This is a genomic window from Exiguobacterium sp. SH0S1 (assembly GCF_004337165.1).
GTDB lineage: Bacteria > Bacillota > Bacilli > Exiguobacteriales > Exiguobacteriaceae > Exiguobacterium > Exiguobacterium aurantiacum_A.
This window is the reverse complement of the sequence record NZ_SJVC01000001.1, coordinates 885877-904158: the sequence shown is the minus strand read 5'-3', so window position 1 is coordinate 904158 and position 18282 is coordinate 885877. Positions and strand designations below refer to the sequence as shown.

Annotated in this window: 18 protein-coding genes; 14 read left to right on the top strand and 4 right to left on the bottom strand. The window is 54.3% G+C overall.

Features of this window, described 5'->3' with window-relative positions:
- Position 1 precedes the first annotated feature (1 nt).
- Positions 2 to 1255, top strand: a complete 1254-nt coding sequence (locus tag EVJ20_RS04615; RefSeq protein ID WP_131507181.1) for a peptidase U32 family protein — start codon at positions 2 to 4, stop codon at positions 1253 to 1255.
- Between the two features lie 81 nt (positions 1256 to 1336).
- Positions 1337 to 2719, top strand: a complete 1383-nt coding sequence (locus EVJ20_RS04610) for an MATE family efflux transporter (RefSeq protein WP_131507179.1) — start codon at positions 1337 to 1339, stop codon at positions 2717 to 2719.
- On the opposite strand, the gene EVJ20_RS04605 is transcribed toward EVJ20_RS04610, so the two are convergent.
- Complete coding sequence (locus EVJ20_RS04605; protein ID WP_236633681.1) at positions 2714 to 3583, bottom strand: DMT family transporter; 870 nt, start codon at positions 3581 to 3583, stop codon at positions 2714 to 2716. The genes EVJ20_RS04610 and EVJ20_RS04605 overlap by 6 nt on opposite strands.
- A 127-nt stretch (positions 3584 to 3710) precedes the next feature.
- Here EVJ20_RS04605 and EVJ20_RS04600 point away from each other — a divergent pair, with 127 nt between their 5' ends.
- Positions 3711 to 5837: a DNA topoisomerase III gene (locus EVJ20_RS04600; protein ID WP_131507177.1), complete on the top strand. Its 2127-nt coding sequence runs from the start codon at positions 3711 to 3713 to the stop codon at positions 5835 to 5837.
- A gap of 27 nt (positions 5838 to 5864) precedes the next feature.
- Here the strand turns inward: EVJ20_RS04600 and ytzI are convergent, their stop codons facing one another.
- Positions 5865 to 6032, bottom strand: coding sequence for a YtzI protein (gene ytzI / locus EVJ20_RS04595; RefSeq protein ID WP_131439801.1), 168 nt, complete (start codon positions 6030 to 6032; stop codon positions 5865 to 5867).
- Between the two features lie 155 nt (positions 6033 to 6187).
- Between ytzI and EVJ20_RS04590 the strand changes: the two genes are divergently transcribed.
- A complete protein-coding gene (locus tag EVJ20_RS04590) occupies positions 6188 to 7306 on the top strand; it encodes a PP2C family protein-serine/threonine phosphatase (protein ID WP_236636162.1) in 1119 nt (372 codons plus the stop codon).
- Between the two features lie 47 nt (positions 7307 to 7353).
- On the opposite strand, the gene EVJ20_RS04585 is transcribed toward EVJ20_RS04590, so the two are convergent.
- Positions 7354 to 8289, bottom strand: coding sequence for a magnesium transporter CorA family protein (locus EVJ20_RS04585; protein WP_070327095.1), 936 nt, complete (start codon positions 8287 to 8289; stop codon positions 7354 to 7356).
- A 146-nt stretch (positions 8290 to 8435) separates the two neighbouring features.
- Here EVJ20_RS04585 and EVJ20_RS04580 point away from each other — a divergent pair, with 146 nt between their 5' ends.
- Positions 8436 to 8807 (top strand): Hpt domain-containing protein, encoded by a 372-nt coding sequence (locus tag EVJ20_RS04580; RefSeq protein WP_236633372.1) that lies wholly within the window; start codon positions 8436 to 8438, stop codon positions 8805 to 8807.
- A 40-nt stretch (positions 8808 to 8847) separates the two neighbouring features.
- On the opposite strand, the gene EVJ20_RS04575 is transcribed toward EVJ20_RS04580, so the two are convergent.
- Positions 8848 to 9723, bottom strand: a complete 876-nt coding sequence (locus EVJ20_RS04575) for a chemotaxis protein CheV (protein WP_084812901.1) — start codon at positions 9721 to 9723, stop codon at positions 8848 to 8850.
- Positions 9724 to 9951: 228 nt separating this feature from the next.
- On the opposite strand from EVJ20_RS04575, the gene EVJ20_RS04570 reads away from it, so the two are divergent.
- From EVJ20_RS04570 to EVJ20_RS04530, 9 genes are all read left to right on the top strand, one after another.
- Complete coding sequence (locus EVJ20_RS04570) at positions 9952 to 11388, top strand: NADP-dependent glyceraldehyde-3-phosphate dehydrogenase (protein WP_070327910.1); 1437 nt, start codon at positions 9952 to 9954, stop codon at positions 11386 to 11388.
- A gap of 101 nt (positions 11389 to 11489) precedes the next feature.
- Complete coding sequence (locus EVJ20_RS04565; protein ID WP_233589552.1) at positions 11490 to 12467, top strand: MBL fold metallo-hydrolase; 978 nt, start codon at positions 11490 to 11492, stop codon at positions 12465 to 12467.
- Entirely contained in the window at positions 12464 to 13210 is a 747-nt protein-coding gene (locus tag EVJ20_RS04560; protein ID WP_236633374.1) for an SDR family NAD(P)-dependent oxidoreductase, read from the top strand. Before EVJ20_RS04565 ends, EVJ20_RS04560 begins: the two co-directional genes overlap by 4 nt.
- Before the next feature lie 19 nt (positions 13211 to 13229).
- Complete coding sequence (locus EVJ20_RS04555; protein WP_070327100.1) at positions 13230 to 14402, top strand: ABC transporter substrate-binding protein; 1173 nt, start codon at positions 13230 to 13232, stop codon at positions 14400 to 14402.
- Positions 14389 to 15165: an ABC transporter permease gene (locus tag EVJ20_RS04550; protein ID WP_131490357.1), complete on the top strand. Its 777-nt coding sequence runs from the start codon at positions 14389 to 14391 to the stop codon at positions 15163 to 15165. The genes EVJ20_RS04555 and EVJ20_RS04550 overlap by 14 nt, the downstream gene beginning before the upstream one ends.
- Positions 15162 to 15863, top strand: coding sequence for an ABC transporter permease (locus EVJ20_RS04545; RefSeq protein ID WP_131507175.1), 702 nt, complete (start codon positions 15162 to 15164; stop codon positions 15861 to 15863). Before EVJ20_RS04550 ends, EVJ20_RS04545 begins: the two co-directional genes overlap by 4 nt.
- Entirely contained in the window at positions 15860 to 16744 is an 885-nt protein-coding gene (locus tag EVJ20_RS04540) for an ABC transporter ATP-binding protein (RefSeq protein ID WP_131490355.1), read from the top strand. Before EVJ20_RS04545 ends, EVJ20_RS04540 begins: the two co-directional genes overlap by 4 nt.
- Positions 16744 to 17325 (top strand): CDP-alcohol phosphatidyltransferase family protein, encoded by a 582-nt coding sequence (locus EVJ20_RS04535; protein WP_071397670.1) that lies wholly within the window; start codon positions 16744 to 16746, stop codon positions 17323 to 17325. The genes EVJ20_RS04540 and EVJ20_RS04535 overlap by 1 nt, the downstream gene beginning before the upstream one ends.
- A complete protein-coding gene (locus EVJ20_RS04530; RefSeq protein WP_131507173.1) occupies positions 17322 to 18257 on the top strand; it encodes an FAD-dependent oxidoreductase in 936 nt (311 codons plus the stop codon). Before EVJ20_RS04535 ends, EVJ20_RS04530 begins: the two co-directional genes overlap by 4 nt.
- Positions 18258 to 18282 lie beyond the last annotated feature (25 nt).

Sequence of the window (18282 nt, the reverse complement as noted above, 5' to 3'; positions counted from 1 at the left end):
GATGAAAAAACGTCCAGAACTACTAGCTCCGGCAGGAAACTTAGAAAAATTAAAGATGGCGATTCTTTACGGGGCCGATGCGGTCTTTATCGGTGGTCAACAGTTCGGGCTCCGCTCGCGGGCCGGCAACTTCGGATACGAGGAGATGACTGAAGGCGTCGCATTCGCGCACGAGCGCGGGGCGAAAGTGTATGTCGCCGCGAACATGGTGACCCATGAAGGGGATATCGATGGCGCGGGCGATTTCTTCTGTCGACTCCGTGACATCGGCATCGACGCCGTCATCGTCTCGGACCCGGCCATGATCGAGGTCTGTCTAACGGACGCGCCCGGTCTTCCAGTCCATTTGTCGACCCAGGCGTCGGCGACGAACTACGAGACGCTCCGTTTTTGGCAAGAGGAAGGGCTAGAGCGAATCGTCCTCGCCCGTGAAGTATCGATGGAAGAGATCAAAGAGATGAAGCGTCAAGTCGACGTCGAGATCGAGGCGTTCGTCCATGGCGCGATGTGTATCTCCTACTCGGGACGTTGCACGCTGTCGAACCATATGGCGCTCCGCGATGCGAACCGCGGCGGCTGTGCCCAGTCGTGCCGCTGGAAATACGGCTTCTTCGAGGCGGATGAGTTGTTGACAGACGACATGTCAGCGCGCGATGAGGAACCGTTCTCGATGAGTTCGGTCGATCTTGCGATGGTCCGGCACATACCCGATTTGGTCGATGCCGGCGTCGATAGCTTGAAAGTCGAGGGACGGATGAAGTCGATCCATTACGTGGCGACCGTCTGTAACGTCTATCGTCAAGTCATCGATGCCTACTGCGCGGATCCTGAAGGATTCGTCTTCGACCCAGCATGGGAAGAAGAGATTTGGAAAGCGGCGCAACGGGAGCTCGCGAGCGGGTTCTATTACGGCATCCCGACCGAGAAAGAGCAACTGTTCGGCAAATCGCGTTCCATCCCGCAATATGCGTTCGCAGCGCGCGTCATCTCGTATGAAGCGTCGACAGGCATGGCGACGCTCGAGCAGCGTAACCATTTCCGCCGCGGAGAAGAAGTCGAATTCTTTGGTCCCGGGTTCGTCCGCTTCACGCAACGGATCGACGAGTTATTCGATGAGACCGGGATGCCGCTCGAGACGGCGAACCAGGCGATGATGACGGTACGCGTCAAAGTCGACCAACCTGTCGCGACCGACTTCATCATGCGAAAACGAAAAGTGGCAGCAGTGAAAGTTCCCGCTTCGAGTGCCCGTTGACACATCCGTCAAGGCAACATAGTCGACCGTTCCATCCAATCTTGCTACCCTATTAACATATACGAAAAAGGGGATGGAAGGATGAATCAGAACACGGAGCAACTCCGGACCGATCCGATCGGACGCCTGCTGTTCAAGCTGTCGCTGCCGGCGATGATCGGTATGCTGGTGACGGCGCTCTATAATATAATTGACACGATTTTCGTCTCGCGTGGCATCGGCCCTGCTGCCGTGGCCGCGATCGGGATCGCGTTCCCGATTCAAATGATTCTAATGGCCGTCTCGAGTGCGGTCGGTCTCGGCGGGGCCTCAATCAGTTCGCGGAAACTCGGCAAAGGAGATGACGCCGGTGCCGCCGTCACGTTCATGAACGTGCTCGTGCTCGTAGGCGTGTTCGCCGCGTTCGCGGTCAGTTCGGCCATCTTCATGCTCGACTCGATCTTGACCGTGTTCGGAGCGACGTCGGAGATCATGGAATTGAGTCGTCAATACTTATCGGTCACGCTGATCAGTTCGCCGTTCTTCATGTTCACGCTCGCGGCGAGCGCGATGGTGCGGGCCGAAGGACAAGCACCTTATCAGATGAAAGTGATGCTCACGACCGTCGTCGTCAACTTGGTGACGACGCCGCTGTTCATCTTCACGTTCGGATGGGGTATTTACGGGGCGGCCTGGTCGACGGCGCTCGCTCAAGTCGTCGGATCGGTGCTCATGTTACGCTTCTTCTTCGCAAAAAATCGCCGGACCGAGCTCAACTTCCAATGGCGGAAGTTTCGGCTGCGGTTCGGCGAGTTGAAGGAGATTATGGCAATCGGGTCATCCTCGTTCGTCATGATGGTGTCGCAATCGATCTTGTTCGTCTTCGTCAACATCATGCTCGGGACGTATGGGGGGACCCAAGAATTGGCCACGTTCGCCATTTTGAATAAGTTCATGGCGCTCGTCGGGATGCCGATCATGGGCATCGTCCAAGGCATGCAACCGATAGTCGGCTATAACTTCGGGGCGCGACAGTTCGAGCGGATGCGCGAGACGATTTGGACGGCGCTACGGGCCGGAATCACGATTGCGGTCTTCATCTGGCTGACGCTCCAGCTGTTCCCGGAACCGCTCATGCGCATGTTCACGTCCGACGCGAACTTGATTGCTGGCGGGGTGACGGCGATTCATGTCCTGTTCGCTGTCTCGTTCTTAACGAGCGTCCAAATGCTCGTCAACGGCATCTATCAATCACTCGGGAAAGCCCGGGTCGCGATGTTCTTGTCGTTGTCTCGACAGACGCTCTTTACGATTCCGCTCGTGTTTATCTTACCGAACTTCTTCGGTGTGTTCGGTGTTTGGCTCGCCTTCCCGATCGCCGACGGCTTGACCTTCCTGACAGCGGTCGGCATGGCGATTTGGGACCGGAAACTGCTGTTCCGTCCGTCAGAAGATGAGGTAGAAGCGAAAGCGACCAATTTATGAAACGACGTCCGTTCTTGTTGAACGGGCGTCTTCTTTTAGGAATAAGTAAATCCCACCGAGCAAGACGGCCGCGCCGATCCATTGCATCACGCCGAGCCGTTCCTCGAAGAAGACGAACCCGAACAGCATTCCCCAGAGCGCCTCGCCGAGGATGGTGATGCTGACGACGGTCGCACTGACGCGGGCGAGGGCGTAGTTGAACAAGTTATGGCCGAGGAGCGTCGGGAAGAAGGCGAGGGCGATGAAATACCACCAATTCACAGCTTCGAAGCCGACGAATGTCGTGTCCCGAACGAGCAACATGAAACCGAGAACGAACGTGGCGACGAGATAGACGCTGAACGAGTAGTCGTTCGTCTTCATCTCGGTCCGAATGTGTTGACCGACGAGCCAGTAGCCGGCGATCAACAAGGCGGCGAGAAGCGCGAGTAAATCCCCGTAGAGCGCGTCGCGACCGATTTGGATATCACCGGCTGCGACGAGCATGCCGCCGAGGACGGCGACGAGCGCAAACGCCAAACCTTTTCGGGTCGGATGTTTTTTAAAGAACAGGGCGTTCCCGATGAGGACGAAAATCGGGCTCGACGTCACGAACAACGTCGAACTCGCGACGGTCGTGTAGTCGAGCGATAAAAACCAGAGCCAGAAATGGAAGGCGAGGAGCGTCCCGCTGAGCAAGATCGCGTAGCGGGTGTTCGAGCGTAACGAGAAGAGCGAGCGGTAATCGAGAAACGGTAACAACATGAGGCTCGAGAACAGCATACGGTAGAATGCGGCCGTCTCCGCCGGAGCGGACGTCCATTTGACGAACAAGACGCTCGTCGACAGGAAAAAGACGGCGGCAAATAAAATTAAATAAGACAACAGGCATCCCCCTTTGGTTTTGTACATATTCCTCTAATGATATAATGAAACATACGAGAAAAAACATTCTTTTTCGAAAGTGTCGTTCCGACGAGATCGTTCGAACGACAACGAAAGTAGGGATCACATGAGATTAATCATTGCGGAGAAACCGTCGCAGGCACAAAAGCTGGCGGCACCGTATCCATCAAAAAAGAGAAAAGACGAGATTGAAATCGCGGCATGCCCTCGTTTCCCGGAAGGTGCCATCGTCGTCTGGGCAGTCGGGCACTTATGTGAACTCCAAGAGCCGTCCCACTACCGCCCGGAGTGGAAGTCTTGGAAGTATGAATCACTTCCGATTGTCCCAGATCGGTTCGACTATCGCATCTCGAAGGGCAAGTCGAAGCCGTTCCAGACAATCAAAAAATGGCTCCACGACCGCTCGATCACGGACGTCATCATCGCTTCTGACGCCGAGCGGGAAGGAGAGGCGATCGTTCGTCTCATCTTGCGCCTTGCCGGCAACAAAAAACCGCTCGAGCGCTTATGGATCTCGAGTTTGACCGAGCAGGCGGTCGACCGCGGTTTCGCGCAGCTGTTACCGGGAGAGCAGACGATTCCGTATTACCATGAGGCGATGAGTCGTGCCTGTGCCGACTGGCTCGTCGGTATGAACGCATCGCGCGCATATACGACGCTCTTGAAGACGATTGGCATCGAAGACGTGTTCTCACTCGGCCGCGTCCAGACACCGACGCTCGCCTTGATCGTCAATCGAGAGCGCGAGATCAAACAGTTCGTCCCGGAGGCGTACTTCGAGGTCGAAGCGACGCTCCAAAAAGGACGGGGCACGTTCAAAGCGAAATACACACTCGGAAAGACGACGAAACTGAAGACGCGTGAACAAGCTGACGCCGTCGTCGACCGATCGACCGGAACGGCGGTCGTGCGGTCGATTGATAAGGAAGACAAGACGGAACACCCACCGTTCTGGTTCAGCTTATCGGGTCTCCAGGCCGAGGCCGGCAAACGGTTCGGCTTCGGGGCGAAGAAGACGCTCGATATCGCCCAAAAGTTGTATACGAAAGGGTGGATCAGTTATCCGCGGACAGATTCTAGTTTCGTCACGCCCGACGAGGCGACGCTGTTCCCGCAGACGAAAGCCAGACTGTTGAAGTCCGCCGCTTACGCCGGGCTTGCGGCCGTCTTGACCGAAAATCCGTCCCGGAACAGCCGCTACGTCAACGCGAAAAAAGTGAGCGACCACTATGCGATCATCCCGACCGAGGCTTGCGGGGACGTGGCCCGGCTCAGCGGGGATGAGGCGAAACTGTATGATTTGATCAACCGCCGCTTTCTCGCGGCGTTCGCCCCCCCGGCGAAACTCGAGAAGACGACCGTCGACCTCATGGACGGAGACGACTTGTACCGGGCGAAAGGGACGGTCGTCGTCAGCCCGGGGTACCGTCAAGTCGTCGAGATGAAATCAAAAGACGTCGAGCTACCGGCGCTAACGCTCGGTGAGCCGTTGACTGAAAAGAAAGTCGAAGTGTTATCGAAACAGACCGAGCCGCCAAAACGGTATACGGAAGGCGCGCTCATCATGGCGATGAAAGTCGCCGGGAAACAGCTCGACGACGAGGAACTGATCCATATCATGAAAGAAGTCGAGGGGCTCGGCACGGAAGCGACTCGGGCGAACATAATCGACGGCTTGAAGAAGCGGGGTTATGTTGAACTTCAAAAGAAAGAGCTCGTTCCGACCGATAAAGGCCGTCTGTTAATCGATGTGCTCGGCGACAGCATTCTCGCCTCGCCGGCCATGACCGCGAAATGGGAGAAGCGGCTCCATGAGATCGGACAGGCGTCTGCGTCTGCGGCCGAATTCATCGACCAGGCGAAAAAGATGTCGATTCATCTCGTCGAAGAAGCCAAAGCGAGAGTCGCGGCGGCGAATCCGGAAGGCTATACGATTGAACCGAGACGATTCGGGAAGAAATCTGCCTCGCGGCCAAAAGCGTCGTTCGGCGTCTGTCCGAGCTGTGGAAAAGGACTCGTCGAGCATCCGAAGTTCATCGGGTGCAGCGGGTATCGTGAGGGCTGCAAGTTTACGATGTCGAAACAAGTGCTCGGCGTCGGACTCGCGAAAGATGAACTGAAACAGATGATCAACGGCGGGCAGTCAAATGTTCATGCGTTCAAAAAAAGCGACAAGACGTTTGATGCCACGCTCTATCTTGAAAAAGGGGCGCTCCGTTTCGAATTCAAATAAAAATAGAGCCATCCGTCGTGGATGGCTCTATTTGTCCTGCTGATCTTGTTCGGTGATGCGGCGATTAATCTCATCGTAATCGAGGACGATGTCGTCTTTGTTGTCTTTGTAGGCGTATCCTTTTTGGATGACGACGACAGAGGCGACCAAGACGAGTAAAATAATCAATCCGCTCACGGCAAATATCCATCCCATAGCGCATTCCTCGCTTTCTTTCTCTTAGTATGACAAAAATCTGAGACGTTCTCCATGTTTGAGTCTCTCACAACTGTTACAGGTTTGAAATGGTTGGTCTCTTGATTAGATATGATACAATAACATATAGAAGAACACTGACAGAGAAGGTAGGGATGACTATGGCGATTTTGATTGTCGACGACGAACCGGTCAATACGATGGTTCTCGAACAATTATTGCATCAACACGATTATGAGACGGTCTCGGTCTCAAGTGGTGAAGATGCTCTCGCGCTCCTCATGGACCCGCAAGCCCCGTCGCTGTATGACCTCGTCCTGCTCGATGTCGAGATGCCGGGCATCTCAGGGATTGAAACGTGCAAACGGATTCGACAAATGACAGGATATGAAGAACTGCCGGTAATCATGGTGTCGGGCCGGACCGAAGAGAAGCAAATTGCCGAAGGGCTAGATGCTGAAGCGTCCGACTATACGACGAAGCCGATCAAAATCACCGAACTCCTCGCTCGGATTCGCTCGGCGCTCCGTTACAAAGCGGCCGTCGACGAGCGCAAAAAATATGAGGCGCGTCTCCAATATGACCTAGATTTGGCCCAAAAGATTCAGCAGAGCGCGCTGACCCCACCAATCAGTAGCGCGGAAATCGATATGCGGGCGCTGTACCTGCCATCTAAAAAATTGGCGGGTGACATGTACGCCTGGTTCCAAGTCGCGCCTGATCGTTACGGCGTCATCATCTTCGACGTGATGGGTCACGGCGTGTCTTCAGCCTTGATCACGATGGGAATCCGCTCGATCTTGCCAGGCCTTGTCGCCAACGTCCAGTACCCGGTCGACGTCATGACCGAACTGAACCGACAGATGACGTTCCTGTTTTCGGGCGACGATATGCAAAGTTATTTCACGGCCGTCTATTGTTACATCGATACGACGAATCAACGCATCGAGTACGTCAATGCCGGCCATCCGCCTGTGATCGTGACGTCTCCGGAAGGGATGACTCGTCTCGAGACGACTGGGGTGCCGGTCGGCATGTTCGAGGAACCGAATTATGAATCGAAAGAAATCAAGATCACGCCAGGTATGGTCCTGCATATGTACACGGACGGACTGATGGAATGTTACAGCAAAGACATCGATGACGGCATCCGTTGGCTTGAAAAAGACATCGCCACGTACGGCTTAGATTATGCCCGTCACGTTGCCGAACGGCTCGTCCCGAAAATCGAGATTGACGACGACTTGTGTCTCGTCACGGTAAAGCTTATTTAAATGACAAAAGGATGAGACCGTCGCTCGTGACGATTTCATCCTTTTGTCTAGAAATAACGTTTCCGCCATAAAATATAAAAGGCGAGACTCGAAAAACCGACCATCATGGCAAGTGCGAACACGAAACCGATTGATTGACCTTCGAACGGGACTTGGACGTTCATCCCAAAGATCCCGGAAATCATCGTCGGAATGCTGAGCACGATCGTGATTGACGCCAAGAACTTCATGACGAAGTTGACGTTGTTCGAGATGATCGACCCGAATGCATCCATCTTAATGCTGATGATGTCGTTATAAATCGAGGCCATCTCCATCGCCTGACGATGCTCGACGAATACGTCTTCTAACAAGTCTTCGTCTTCTTCATGCTTCTCAAGACTCGGCGTCTTGACGATGCGGTCGAGGACGCTGTCATTCGCTTTGAGCGATGTCATGAAGTAGACGAGCGACTTCTGTAAGTTCATCAACTGGAAAATTTCCTGATTTCGCATCGAACGTTGAAGTTCTTGCTCTAGCTCTTCCATTCGCCGGTCGATCTGGCGGAGGAACCGCAAGTACGTCATGCTGACTCGGTGCAAAATCTGGAAGACGAACCGGCTGCGATAGTTTGTCCGGAACAAGCGGGCTTTGCCGTTAGCGAACAAGTTGAGTACATCGAGGTCACGCGAACAGACGGTGATGAAATGTCGTCCCGTGACGATGATACCGAGTGGGATCGTATTATAGGCACGTCCCGTATCGTCTTCTTCGACGTATGGAACGTCAATGATCATGAGCAGGCCTTCGTCATCTTTCTCAAAACGCGGCTTTTCTTCAATATCAAGTGGGTCGTACACGAAGTCTTCAGGAATGCCGGAGGCGGCAATGACTTGATCGGCCTCGTCTTTCGTCGGATTGACGAGTTGGATCCAGCTTCCTTTGTCAAAGTCTTCGATCTCGTGCACACGACCAGATGCGTCGGTACGGTAAATCGTTAGCATAATCTTCCTCCTACCTTAGCTCAACTTTATTATAGGTAGGCGAGTAGGAGAGTGCAATCGCAAAGAAGGAGATTTTTTGTTTTCTCTCGAAAACATACTACAGTGAGTTAGAATGTCAGAAGGAATGAGTAGAAGGAGGGATGGAGATGACTCAAACACCCCAAAACGCTCTGTTTAACGAAGAGAAATTAGCAGAGCTCCATCAAATCGCTAGTGGAAATAAAGATTTTCTGAAAAAGATTGCAGAGACGTACGTCGCCCAGTTCGAGGCGAAGTTTCCTGAATTAAAGCGCGTGGTCGAGACGAAAGATCATGAACAAATCGAACAACTCGCCCACTTGTTAAAGGGCGCCTCTTATTCGGTCGGACTCGACGAGACGGCGTCGCATTTCCAACAACTTGAACTCGCCGGTGAGACGAACGAGGTCGAGAACCTTGAACCGGTGCTTGAAGACATCGAGCGTCAAATGAAACGGTTCGCTGTCGAGTGGGACGCCTATTTCAATCGATTGGTGTAATGAAAGAGGGGCCGCAATTTTGCGGCCCCTCCGTTTGTCATTAGGCTAAAAACTCATCGAGCGTCGCGATCAACATGCCGATCTCAGGCTTCGTGATTTGTGCGTTCGCGCCGACGGCGTCGCCTTTATGTTTCAAGTCGTTTGAGATGAGTGACGAGAAAATTACGATCGGTAATGTCGCGTAGCGGTCCATTTCGCGTAGCCGTCTCGTCAAATGTAACCCGTCCATTTGTGGCATCTCGATGTCGGTGATGAGCAGATCGCACTCGACACCATCTTGCTCGAACGCATCAAGCGCTTCTTTCCCGTTGTTGAAGATTGTCGTGTTGAAGTAGCCTGCCTCATCGAGCGTGTCGATGATCAAGGTGCGAAGCATCTCCGAATCTTCTGCGATCCACACTTGTTTGTTCGAGCGTTCCCTTGCACCGAGTCGTTTGACGGATTCACGAGCCATGATGTCTTTTCGTGACAACTCGAGAGCGATGCGCTCATAGTCGAGAAGAATGATCATTTGGTCTCCTGTTTTGACGACGCCGTTCGTGATGCCTTGGACACCGCGGGCGAGATCTGACGGTGTATCGATCTGTTCCCATGAGATGCGCTTGATCTCTGTCACTTGGTCGACTCGGAGCACCGATTTCTCACCGTTAAACTCACAGACGATCAAGCGATCCCCGTCTCCGGCTTCACGTGGATGGCCGATGACCATCGGGAGATCGATGACCGTCATGACTTCACCGCGTAGTTCGATCAACCCCATGATCGCCTCAGGCGTTCCAGGTAACGGGGTGAGTGGAAGCATCGTGATGATCTCGCGAACCTTCATGACGTTAATCCCGAAAATAAACGGGCCTGACTGGAAAATGACGATTTCTAACTCGTTCGTACCTGCTTCAAGTAAAATATTATGATCCATGCTCAATGGTGGTCCCTCCTATATCGCGTTCTCTCTTCCTCTCTATCGGTCAAATCGATCAAAGTCTTCAGTTGAAAAGTGTCAAAGTCAGGTCAAAAATCACGAAAAGTCATGGAGTAACCGTTTACATTACATAAACTGAATCTTTATAGTTGTTCAACGGAATTGATTTTGCATACAATGAGGGTGGCAACGAGATATCACAGCTTACTCAGGAGGCAGATAGAGATTATGAGTATGAACACGTATCCATATTTAATTAACGGGCAATGGCAAGAATCAACAACAAATGAGACGATCGAACTCGTTTCACCTTATACAGAAGAAATCGTCGGACACGTCCAAGCGATGTCGCGCGACGAAGTCGACGAGGCGATTCACGGTGCTAAACGTGCACAACAAGAGTGGGCGGCGCTTCCGGTCAACAAGCGCGCCGAGCTGTTGTACGCATGGGCGGACAAACTCGAAGAACGCGTCGATGAGATCGGTCAAATCATCATGCGCGAAGTCGGGAAGAACTTGAGCGACGCGAAGAAAGAAGTCGTCCGCACAGCTGAGATTATTCGTTATACGGCTGAGGAAGGACTTCGTTTCACAGGTGGATTCATGCAAGGCGATTCGTTCCCGGGCGGATCAAAGAACAAAATGGCGATCATCAAAAAAGAGGCACTCGGTGTCGTTCTCGCGATCTCACCATTCAACTATCCGGTCAACTTAGCCGCTGCTAAAATCGCCCCGGCCCTTATAACGGGGAACGCGGTCGTCTTCAAACCGGCGACGCAAGGTGCGATCAGTGGCGTCAAAATGGTCGAGGCACTGCAAGACGCCGGTCTTCCGAGCGGATTGTTGAACCTCGTGACGGGTCGCGGTTCGGTCATCGGCGACTACTTGACGTCGCACCCAGGTGTCGACATGATCACATTCACAGGCGGTACAGGAACCGGTCAACATTTGTCACAACAGGCATCGATGGTCCCGGTCGTCTTAGAGCTCGGCGGCAAAGACCCGGCGCTCGTCTTAGAAGACGCGGACATGACGCTTGCGGCGGATCAAATCGTCAGCGGTGCGTTCTCTTACTCGGGTCAGCGTTGCACGGCGATCAAACGCGTCTTCGTGCTCGAAGATCAAGCGGACGAACTCGTCGCCATGTTGAAACAGCGTGTCGAGAAGCTCACGGTTGGTTCGCCAGTCGACAACAGCTTCATCGTCCCTCTCATCGACAAAAAGTCGGCTGACTACGTTCAAGGCTTGATTGACGACGCCGTCAACAAGCGTGCGACGGTCGTCCACGGTAACGAACGTGACGGCAACCTGCTCCACCCGACGCTGCTCGATCACGTCACGCGTGAGATGCGTGTCGCTTGGGAAGAGCCGTTCGGACCTGTTCTTCCGATCATCCGTGTCAGCTCGCTCGACGAGATGATCGAACTGACGAACGAGTCAGAGTTCGGTCTTCAAGCGAGCGTGTTCACGCAAAATGTGAACAGTGCGTTCACGGTCGCCGACAAGCTTGAAGTCGGTACGGTCCAAGTCAACGGTCGAACGGAACGCGGTCCTGACCATTTCCCGTTCATCGGTGTGAAACAATCAGGTCTCGGTGTCCAAGGGATCGGACGCAGTCTTGAAACGATGACACGCGATAAAGTGACCGTCATCAACTTATAAACGATTGGAGGGGAGAAATCCCCTCCTTTTTTTGTGCCATTGAAATCCCTTCTTTCTGACAGGTATAATGAATGAAGATAGGTGGAAGGGGTTGTGTGGACGTGGCGAACTGGATTTCAAGCCAACTGGCAAGACTCGATATTCCGACACCGTTTGAGGTCGGTAACGTGAACGTATACATCGTAGAGCATGGGGGCCGGTTTTTCATGGTCGACTGTGGCCCGGATACGGAAGAGGCATGGGCATCCTTGAACGGCGAATTGGCTGAACTCGAACTGACGCTAGCGGATATCGATTTTCTGTTTTTAACGCACCATCATGCCGACCATGCCGGTCAAGCTTGGCGGCTGCGGGACGCCTCGATTCCAGTCTACGGTCACGAGAAGCTCGTTCGTTATTTGGAACAGACACCGAACTTTATTAAAAAAGGCAATCACTTCTTATATGAACTGGCTCATTGGTTCGGGGCACCGGAGTCGATCATCAACAAGTTGCCGGACTACCGGGAGGCGCTACGTTGGATCGGTCCGACGACCGTCACGATGACGTTCGAAGAAGGACAAGACGTGACGAGCGACGGGGCATGGAAGACGATTCATCTGCCGGGACACGCGAGCGATCAACTCGGACTGCTCGGACCGGGCGGCGTCTTGATCGCCGGTGATCATTTGATCGATGCGGTCGAACCGAACCCGTTGATCGAACAACCGTATGAGGACGAAGGGTTTGCGTCACCGGTCTTACTGTATCTCGACTCGCTTAGAAAGTTACAGGAGCTTGATATTAAGCTCGTCGTGAGCGGACACGGCAATCCGATTCAGCATCCGCGTTTACTCATCGAATCAAGGATCAGTCAACGCTATGAACGGAGCGAACAGCTGCTGAACGACTGGGCCGACGGCTTGAGTGTGTTCGATTGGTCGATGCGGCTGTACGGGCGGAAGATGCGCCGGGCGATGCCGCTTGTCTTCAGCGAAGTGTTCGCGCGGTTGACATTGCTCGAGGAGCGCGGTCATGTCGTCAAGCAGTTAGCCGATGGCAAATGGATTTATGTGAGAGTGGAGGAAGCAATGGAATGAGACATATTGTGATCACGGGTGCGTCGAGCGGCTTTGGTGCCGCTTTGGCGCATTCTTTTTCGGCAGCGGGCTATAAGCTGACGTTAATTGCCAGAAACGAGACGCGCCTTCGAGAGCTCGGGACGAAACTATCTGCAGACTGGATGGTCGCGGATGTTTTGACAAGTTATGAGACGCTCGTCGACGATGTCGTACGGAAATATGGACCGATCGACGGTTGGGTCAACAACGCCGGCGTCGGTGAGTTTGACCGGGTCGTTGATCAAACGACGGACGTCATCGAAGAGACGATGCGCTTGAACGCGATCGCGCCGATGGTGATGTCGCGTGACTGTGGGCGCCGGATGAAGCGAGGCGGGACGATCATAAACGTCTGCTCGCAAGCTGCCAAAGTGCCGACCCCGAAGTCGGCCGTGTACGCCGGATCGAAAGCGGCGTTGCTCCAGTTTTCAAACGCGCTCCGGCTCGAGCTGAAGCCGGCAGGTGTCCATGTACTGACGGTCAATCCTGGTCCGATCAACACGCCGTTCTTTGATCGTGCTGATAAGACGGGGCGCTATGAACAGAGTGTGCGTCGTATCATGCTCGACCCAGATCAGTTGGCACAGGGGGTCGTCTCAGCGTTTGAACAGTCGAAACGTGAAGTCAACGCCCCGTGGTGGATGGACTTAGGCGGAAAACTGTACGCAATGTGCCCGATTTGGTTCGAACGGTTGGCAAAACGGGGATTTGACAAAAAGTAGTAGAGAGAGGGGAAGTACGATGCGACGAATACGACAATTTGGGCTGCTGTTTGCGCTTGTTTTCCTCAGCGCCTGCGGGACGACGGGAGCAGACTTGGCCCCGACGTTTGACGAGGCGGTTCAAGAGGCTGAGCAAACGACGGTCAACTTTTACTTGTGGGGTGGGGACGACGGCATCAACCGTTACATCGATGACTACGTCGCACCGCGCCTGAAAGAAACATACGATATCGAGTTGAATCGCGTCCCGATGGACACGGCCGAATTCATTCGCCAACTGTCACTCGATAAACGTTCGAACCGAGAGGCGGGCACGATCGACCTCATGTGGATCAATGGTGATAATTTTAGAAACGCGGCCGAGGCGGAGCTTCTACAAGGCGACCTGCTCGATAAAATCCCGAACGCAGCACTTTTGAACGAAACCGCGCAAGCGACCGACGCCGGGACGCCGACCGACGGACTCGAGGTGGCGTGGGGCAACGTTCAGTTCGTGCTGCACTATGATGCCGACAAAGTGACGAATCCTCCGGCGACGTTCGAAGAACTACATCGTTGGACCGAAGCAAATCCAGGCCGTTTCACGTATCCTGAAGTGACAGACTTCACCGGTAACGCGTTCGTCCGCCATCTGCTCTATGCCGAGTACGGGGAAACGATCCGAAGCGATCAAACGATCCCGGATGCATTTTGGGATGAACTCGCGACGTGGTCACCGAATCTGTGGAAACAAGGAGCGACGTATCCGAAGTCACTCGCCCAACTCGACCAACTTTATGCGAAAGGTGACGTGTGGATGACGATGGGATTCAATGAGCGTCGTGCTGAGGCCGAGCGAAACGACGGCGTGTTTCCAGACGGGACGCGTGCACTCGTCCTCGACCATTCAATCGCCTCGACGCATTTTCTCGCGGTCCCGTTCAACGCAAGCAATCCGAACGGTGCCATCGTCGTGATCAATGAATTGTTGTCACCGGAAGCCCAACTCGCCAAACAAGATGCGACGTATTGGGGGGACGGGACGTCGCTCGATTTGACGAAGCTTGAACGAGCGGACCGGGAAGCCTTCCTCAAACTGGACACGGGCGTCACGTATCCAGACCCTGAACAACTTGCCGAACGTTCGATTGCCGACTTCGGGCCGAGCGTGATCGATCAAGTTCGTGAAGGATGGTCCCGTGTCGCGAGGTAGCGTCGGCTTGAGCGTCATCGTCTTATTGCTACCGCTCGCCGGTCTGGCGTTTCTAGCCGGTGAGACCGCTTCATTCGAATGGACGTCACTTTGGCGCGATGCGGCGTGGCGGGCGAGTTTAGCCGTCACGCTTTACGTGACGCTCGTCTCGACGACGATTTCGCTACTCATCGGGACGTGGTTGGCACGAACGGTCCGGATTCGAGAGGCGGTTTGGCTTTCAGCGCTGCTCAAATTGCCGATGTTCGTGCCGCATGTCGCAGGTGCGTATTTATTTTTGTTGTTGTTCTCGGGCGGTTTTCCGTTTTACGGGCTTGTGGAAGCGAACGAGCGCCATCACTTTGTCATCATATTTACGTATGTGTGGAAAGAAGTGCCGTTCGTCTTTTTGATGATGCTCGGCACATACGGGCAACTGAATCGCGGCTATCTCGATATGGCGAAGACGCTCCAACTCACACGGTTCGAGCAGTTCAAAGTCGCGGAGTGGCCGTTTTTACTGAAGCCGCTCTTGGACTCGTTTTGGATTTTAGTGGCGTTCATCTCGTTCGCTTACGAGGTACCGGCCCTGCTCGGGGTCACATTCCCGGAGCTGCTCGGGGTGCTCGCATACGAACGGCTGACGACAGGGTTGTTTTTAAACGCGAATGAATCCTACGCGGTCGCACTCGTTTGGACACTATTGATCTCAGTCGGGGCTTTTGTATCGTATCTCGTTACGGCCAAACGAAGACGCCGGATTGAAAAAGGGGTGAGGCGATGAGTCGGGTCCTGATCATCAGTTTCATCTTGTTCCCGTTTCTCGGCTTACTCTTCGGTTTGCCTTCTCCGATCCGATTGGATGAAGTGCTCATGAACACGGTGTTCTACGTCGTCAGTTTGGCCGTCATCAATGTCTGGCTCGGTCTCGGGACAGCGTGGTGGCTGATTTTTACAGAGTCGAGATGGCGGACACTCGTCGAGTGGCTCGTCTTTATCCCGTTGTTCATTCCGGTCATGGCGAGTATGTTCGGTATGTACATCGTGCTCGCGAACGTCGGGCTCGTCGGGACTTATGCCGGTGTCTTGCTCGTCTTGCTCGTCTCGACGCTCCCGTACTCGATCCGGCTCGCCTACAATGCGATGTATGTGATCGGACGTCCGCTCCTTGAGCAGACGATGACACTGCCGCCGCTGCCTCGATTTAGCATGGTGCTGTTTCCTTTGTTGGCGGCGACGATGCGGACGATCGTCTTGTTCTCGACGGTCATCGTTCTCGGTCAGTTCGTGCTCGTGCAATTGATCGGTGCAGGGCTCATCCCGACCGTCACGACACAACTGTATCAATCGTATGCGGGAAATGACGTTTCATTGGCACTACAAAACACGTGGGTCCTCATCTTGTTGCCGGTCTTGTTGTATATCGGTCTCGGAGGATTGTTCCGCGCAGCGGTAAGAATTATGAAGGAGCGGTTAAGATGAGTTTAGTCGTTACGGGAATACAAAAAAACTTTAAACAACGCGACGTGTTGAACGGGGTCGACCTGATCGTTGACAAGAAAGAGATCCATGCGCTTGTCGGGGTGAGCGGGTCCGGGAAGTCGACGTTGCTACGGATTATCGCCGGACTTGAGACGGCAGACACGGGGACGGTGACGTGGGACGGAGAGCCGCTCCTCGGGACGCCTCCTCACAAGCGGCGCATCACGATGCTGTCACAATCACCGCTTCTGTTCCCGCATTTGTCCGTCGGGGAGAACGTGACGCTCGCGACTCAAAATCGGTCACGGGAGCAGGCAGAGGCGTGGCTTGCCCGTGTCCGCCTTCCGGGCCGATATGACGATGACATCCACGAACTTTCCGGAGGCGAGCAACAGCGTGTCAGTTTTGCCCGTGCCCTTGCGGCCGAGCCGCGGCTCATTTTATTAGATGAGCCGTTCACGAATCTCGATCCGGATTTGAAGTACGAGTTGCAGCGGCTGATCCGGGACCTCGTCCAACAACTCGAGTTGACTGCGTTGCTCGTGACCCACGACCGGGAAGAAGCGATGCTCGTCGCCGATCGGGTGACGTTGCTCGAGGACGGAGAAGTCCTAGCGACGGGGACGCCAGGCGAACTTTACGAGACTGAGCCGGCGTTTGGAGACTTTATCGAGCTTTCAGGTTCGTCTTATCCGGCGACGATGATGGAAGTGACTAAACAAGCAGGCGAACCGGTCGTACTCGTCCGACAGTTGAATCGCTTCGGCAATCGCCTAGGCGAGTATCGCCTCGCGACCGGTACGTACGTCATTCTCCCCCGGGATGAATCGTTTCAGGTCGGGGAAACCTACTATTTGCGGAAGAAAAAAGGAGTGGTTTGATGCTAGACACGTACGGAAGCCGCTGGGTTCGTCCCATCGTTGAACGAGGGGCCGATCGGCTTCTAAAATGGAATTTCACACCGAACGAAGTGACAATCCTTGGAGGCGTCATCGGAATCTCGGTCGGGTTCTTTATTTATAATGACATGCTTTGGACAGCGGTCGCCCTGCTTTGGTTATCGGGTCTTCTCGATGTCATTGACGGGACGATGGCGCGCCGCTCTCGGAAGACGGGGTTTGGCACAGTGCTCGACCTCGTCTTCGATCGCATCGTCGAGATCTCGGTCGTCGTCGCGCTGGCGCTTCGTTATCCTGAGCACATGCCGGTCTTTCTCTTCTTGCTCGGATCCTTCGTCGTTGCGATGACGCTGTTTCTCGCCGTCGGAGCCAGCAGTTCAAAACGTTCTGAGAAATCATTTTATTATCAACCAGGTCTCCTTGAACGGACGGAGTGCTTCATCTTGTTCACGCTCATGATTTTGTTCCCGTCGTGGATCGGGGTCGTCGCGACGCTGTTCCTCATCCTTGAAGTGTTCACGATCAGCCAGCGCCTGTTGGAAGCACGGCGGATTTTACGATGAAGCCGCGGCTCATCCTAGTCGGGCTCGGTCACGGGCAACTCGAAATTTTAGCGCGGATCGAACAGTTGCGTGAACGGTACGAGGTCAGTTATGTCGGACTTGAGGAAACGATTTATACCGGGGCGTTCCCCCAAGTGATCGCAAATGAGATGGCTTCGGCAGTCGTCAACTTGCGACCGGACGTCACACCGGTCGCGAGCAGACTCATCTCGCTCGACCCGGTCAAACGAATCATCGAGACCGATCAAGGTATGATCGCTTACGATCATCTCGTGCTCGCGACAGGTGCGAAGAGCCGAGGGATCGGAACGGGCTTGAAACCGATGACGGACGTAGCGATCGAACACATTCAAGCGAGCCGTGCGGTCACGATCGTCGGAGGGGGCAAAGCTGGCGTCGAGCTCGCTTTCGCTTGCGTGAGGTCGAAGCAACACGTCACGCTCTATGCGAAGCAGATTTTGCCCGACTTGCCGAACCGGGTCGGCCGTCATATTGCCCGTCGTCTCGTTGCAAGCGGGGTGACGCTGATCGCGCAACAGTATGAGGGTGGGGACGCGCCAGACGGTCTTGTCCTTGACGCGACTGGAGTCGTGCCGGTCGAGTGGTGGCACCGCTCAGGCCTTGCCGAGGAGGGGTCGTTTATTCCGACCGACGCTTATTTGCGTCACGCGACGTATCAAGATATTTACATCACCGGGGATATGGCAATGGGCTTGAACGGAGGCGTCGACGCGGTCCGATCGGGCCGTCACGTCGCGTCGGCGCTCCTCGGTGACCAAAAGCCATACAAACAGCGGACGTCGCTCAATATTTTATTGACGACCCCGGGACACGCCTTACTCACGTTTGGGCGCTTGACGTGGCACGGCCGGTGTTCGTATTGGATCAAGCGTCAAATCGACAGGCGCTACATGCAGAAATTCACGCACTAAAAAAGACGACCGCGGTCGTCTTTTG

What these genes read in the sequence shown, in the direction of transcription:
- EVJ20_RS04615 (WP_131507181.1), top strand. Translation starts at nt 2, where the DNA reads ATGAAAAAACGTCCAGAACTACTAGCTCCGGCAGGAAACTTAGAAAAA.
- EVJ20_RS04610 (WP_131507179.1), top strand. Translation starts at nt 1,337, where the DNA reads ATGAATCAGAACACGGAGCAACTCCGGACCGATCCGATCGGACGCCTG.
- EVJ20_RS04600 (WP_131507177.1), top strand. Translation starts at nt 3,711, where the DNA reads ATGAGATTAATCATTGCGGAGAAACCGTCGCAGGCACAAAAGCTGGCG.
- ytzI (WP_131439801.1), bottom strand. Translation starts at nt 6,032, where the DNA reads ATGGGATGGATATTTGCCGTGAGCGGATTGATTATTTTACTCGTCTTG.
- EVJ20_RS04590 (WP_236636162.1), top strand. Translation starts at nt 6,188, where the DNA reads ATGACTATGGCGATTTTGATTGTCGACGACGAACCGGTCAATACGATG.
- EVJ20_RS04585 (WP_070327095.1), bottom strand. Translation starts at nt 8,289, where the DNA reads ATGCTAACGATTTACCGTACCGACGCATCTGGTCGTGTGCACGAGATC.
- EVJ20_RS04580 (WP_236633372.1), top strand. Translation starts at nt 8,436, where the DNA reads ATGACTCAAACACCCCAAAACGCTCTGTTTAACGAAGAGAAATTAGCA.
- EVJ20_RS04575 (WP_084812901.1), bottom strand. Translation starts at nt 9,723, where the DNA reads ATGGATCATAATATTTTACTTGAAGCAGGTACGAACGAGTTAGAAATC.
- EVJ20_RS04560 (WP_236633374.1), top strand. Translation starts at nt 12,464, where the DNA reads ATGAGACATATTGTGATCACGGGTGCGTCGAGCGGCTTTGGTGCCGCT.
- EVJ20_RS04555 (WP_070327100.1), top strand. Translation starts at nt 13,230, where the DNA reads ATGCGACGAATACGACAATTTGGGCTGCTGTTTGCGCTTGTTTTCCTC.
- EVJ20_RS04545 (WP_131507175.1), top strand. Translation starts at nt 15,162, where the DNA reads ATGAGTCGGGTCCTGATCATCAGTTTCATCTTGTTCCCGTTTCTCGGC.
- EVJ20_RS04540 (WP_131490355.1), top strand. Translation starts at nt 15,860, where the DNA reads ATGAGTTTAGTCGTTACGGGAATACAAAAAAACTTTAAACAACGCGAC.
- EVJ20_RS04535 (WP_071397670.1), top strand. Translation starts at nt 16,744, where the DNA reads ATGCTAGACACGTACGGAAGCCGCTGGGTTCGTCCCATCGTTGAACGA.
- EVJ20_RS04530 (WP_131507173.1), top strand. Translation starts at nt 17,322, where the DNA reads ATGAAGCCGCGGCTCATCCTAGTCGGGCTCGGTCACGGGCAACTCGAA.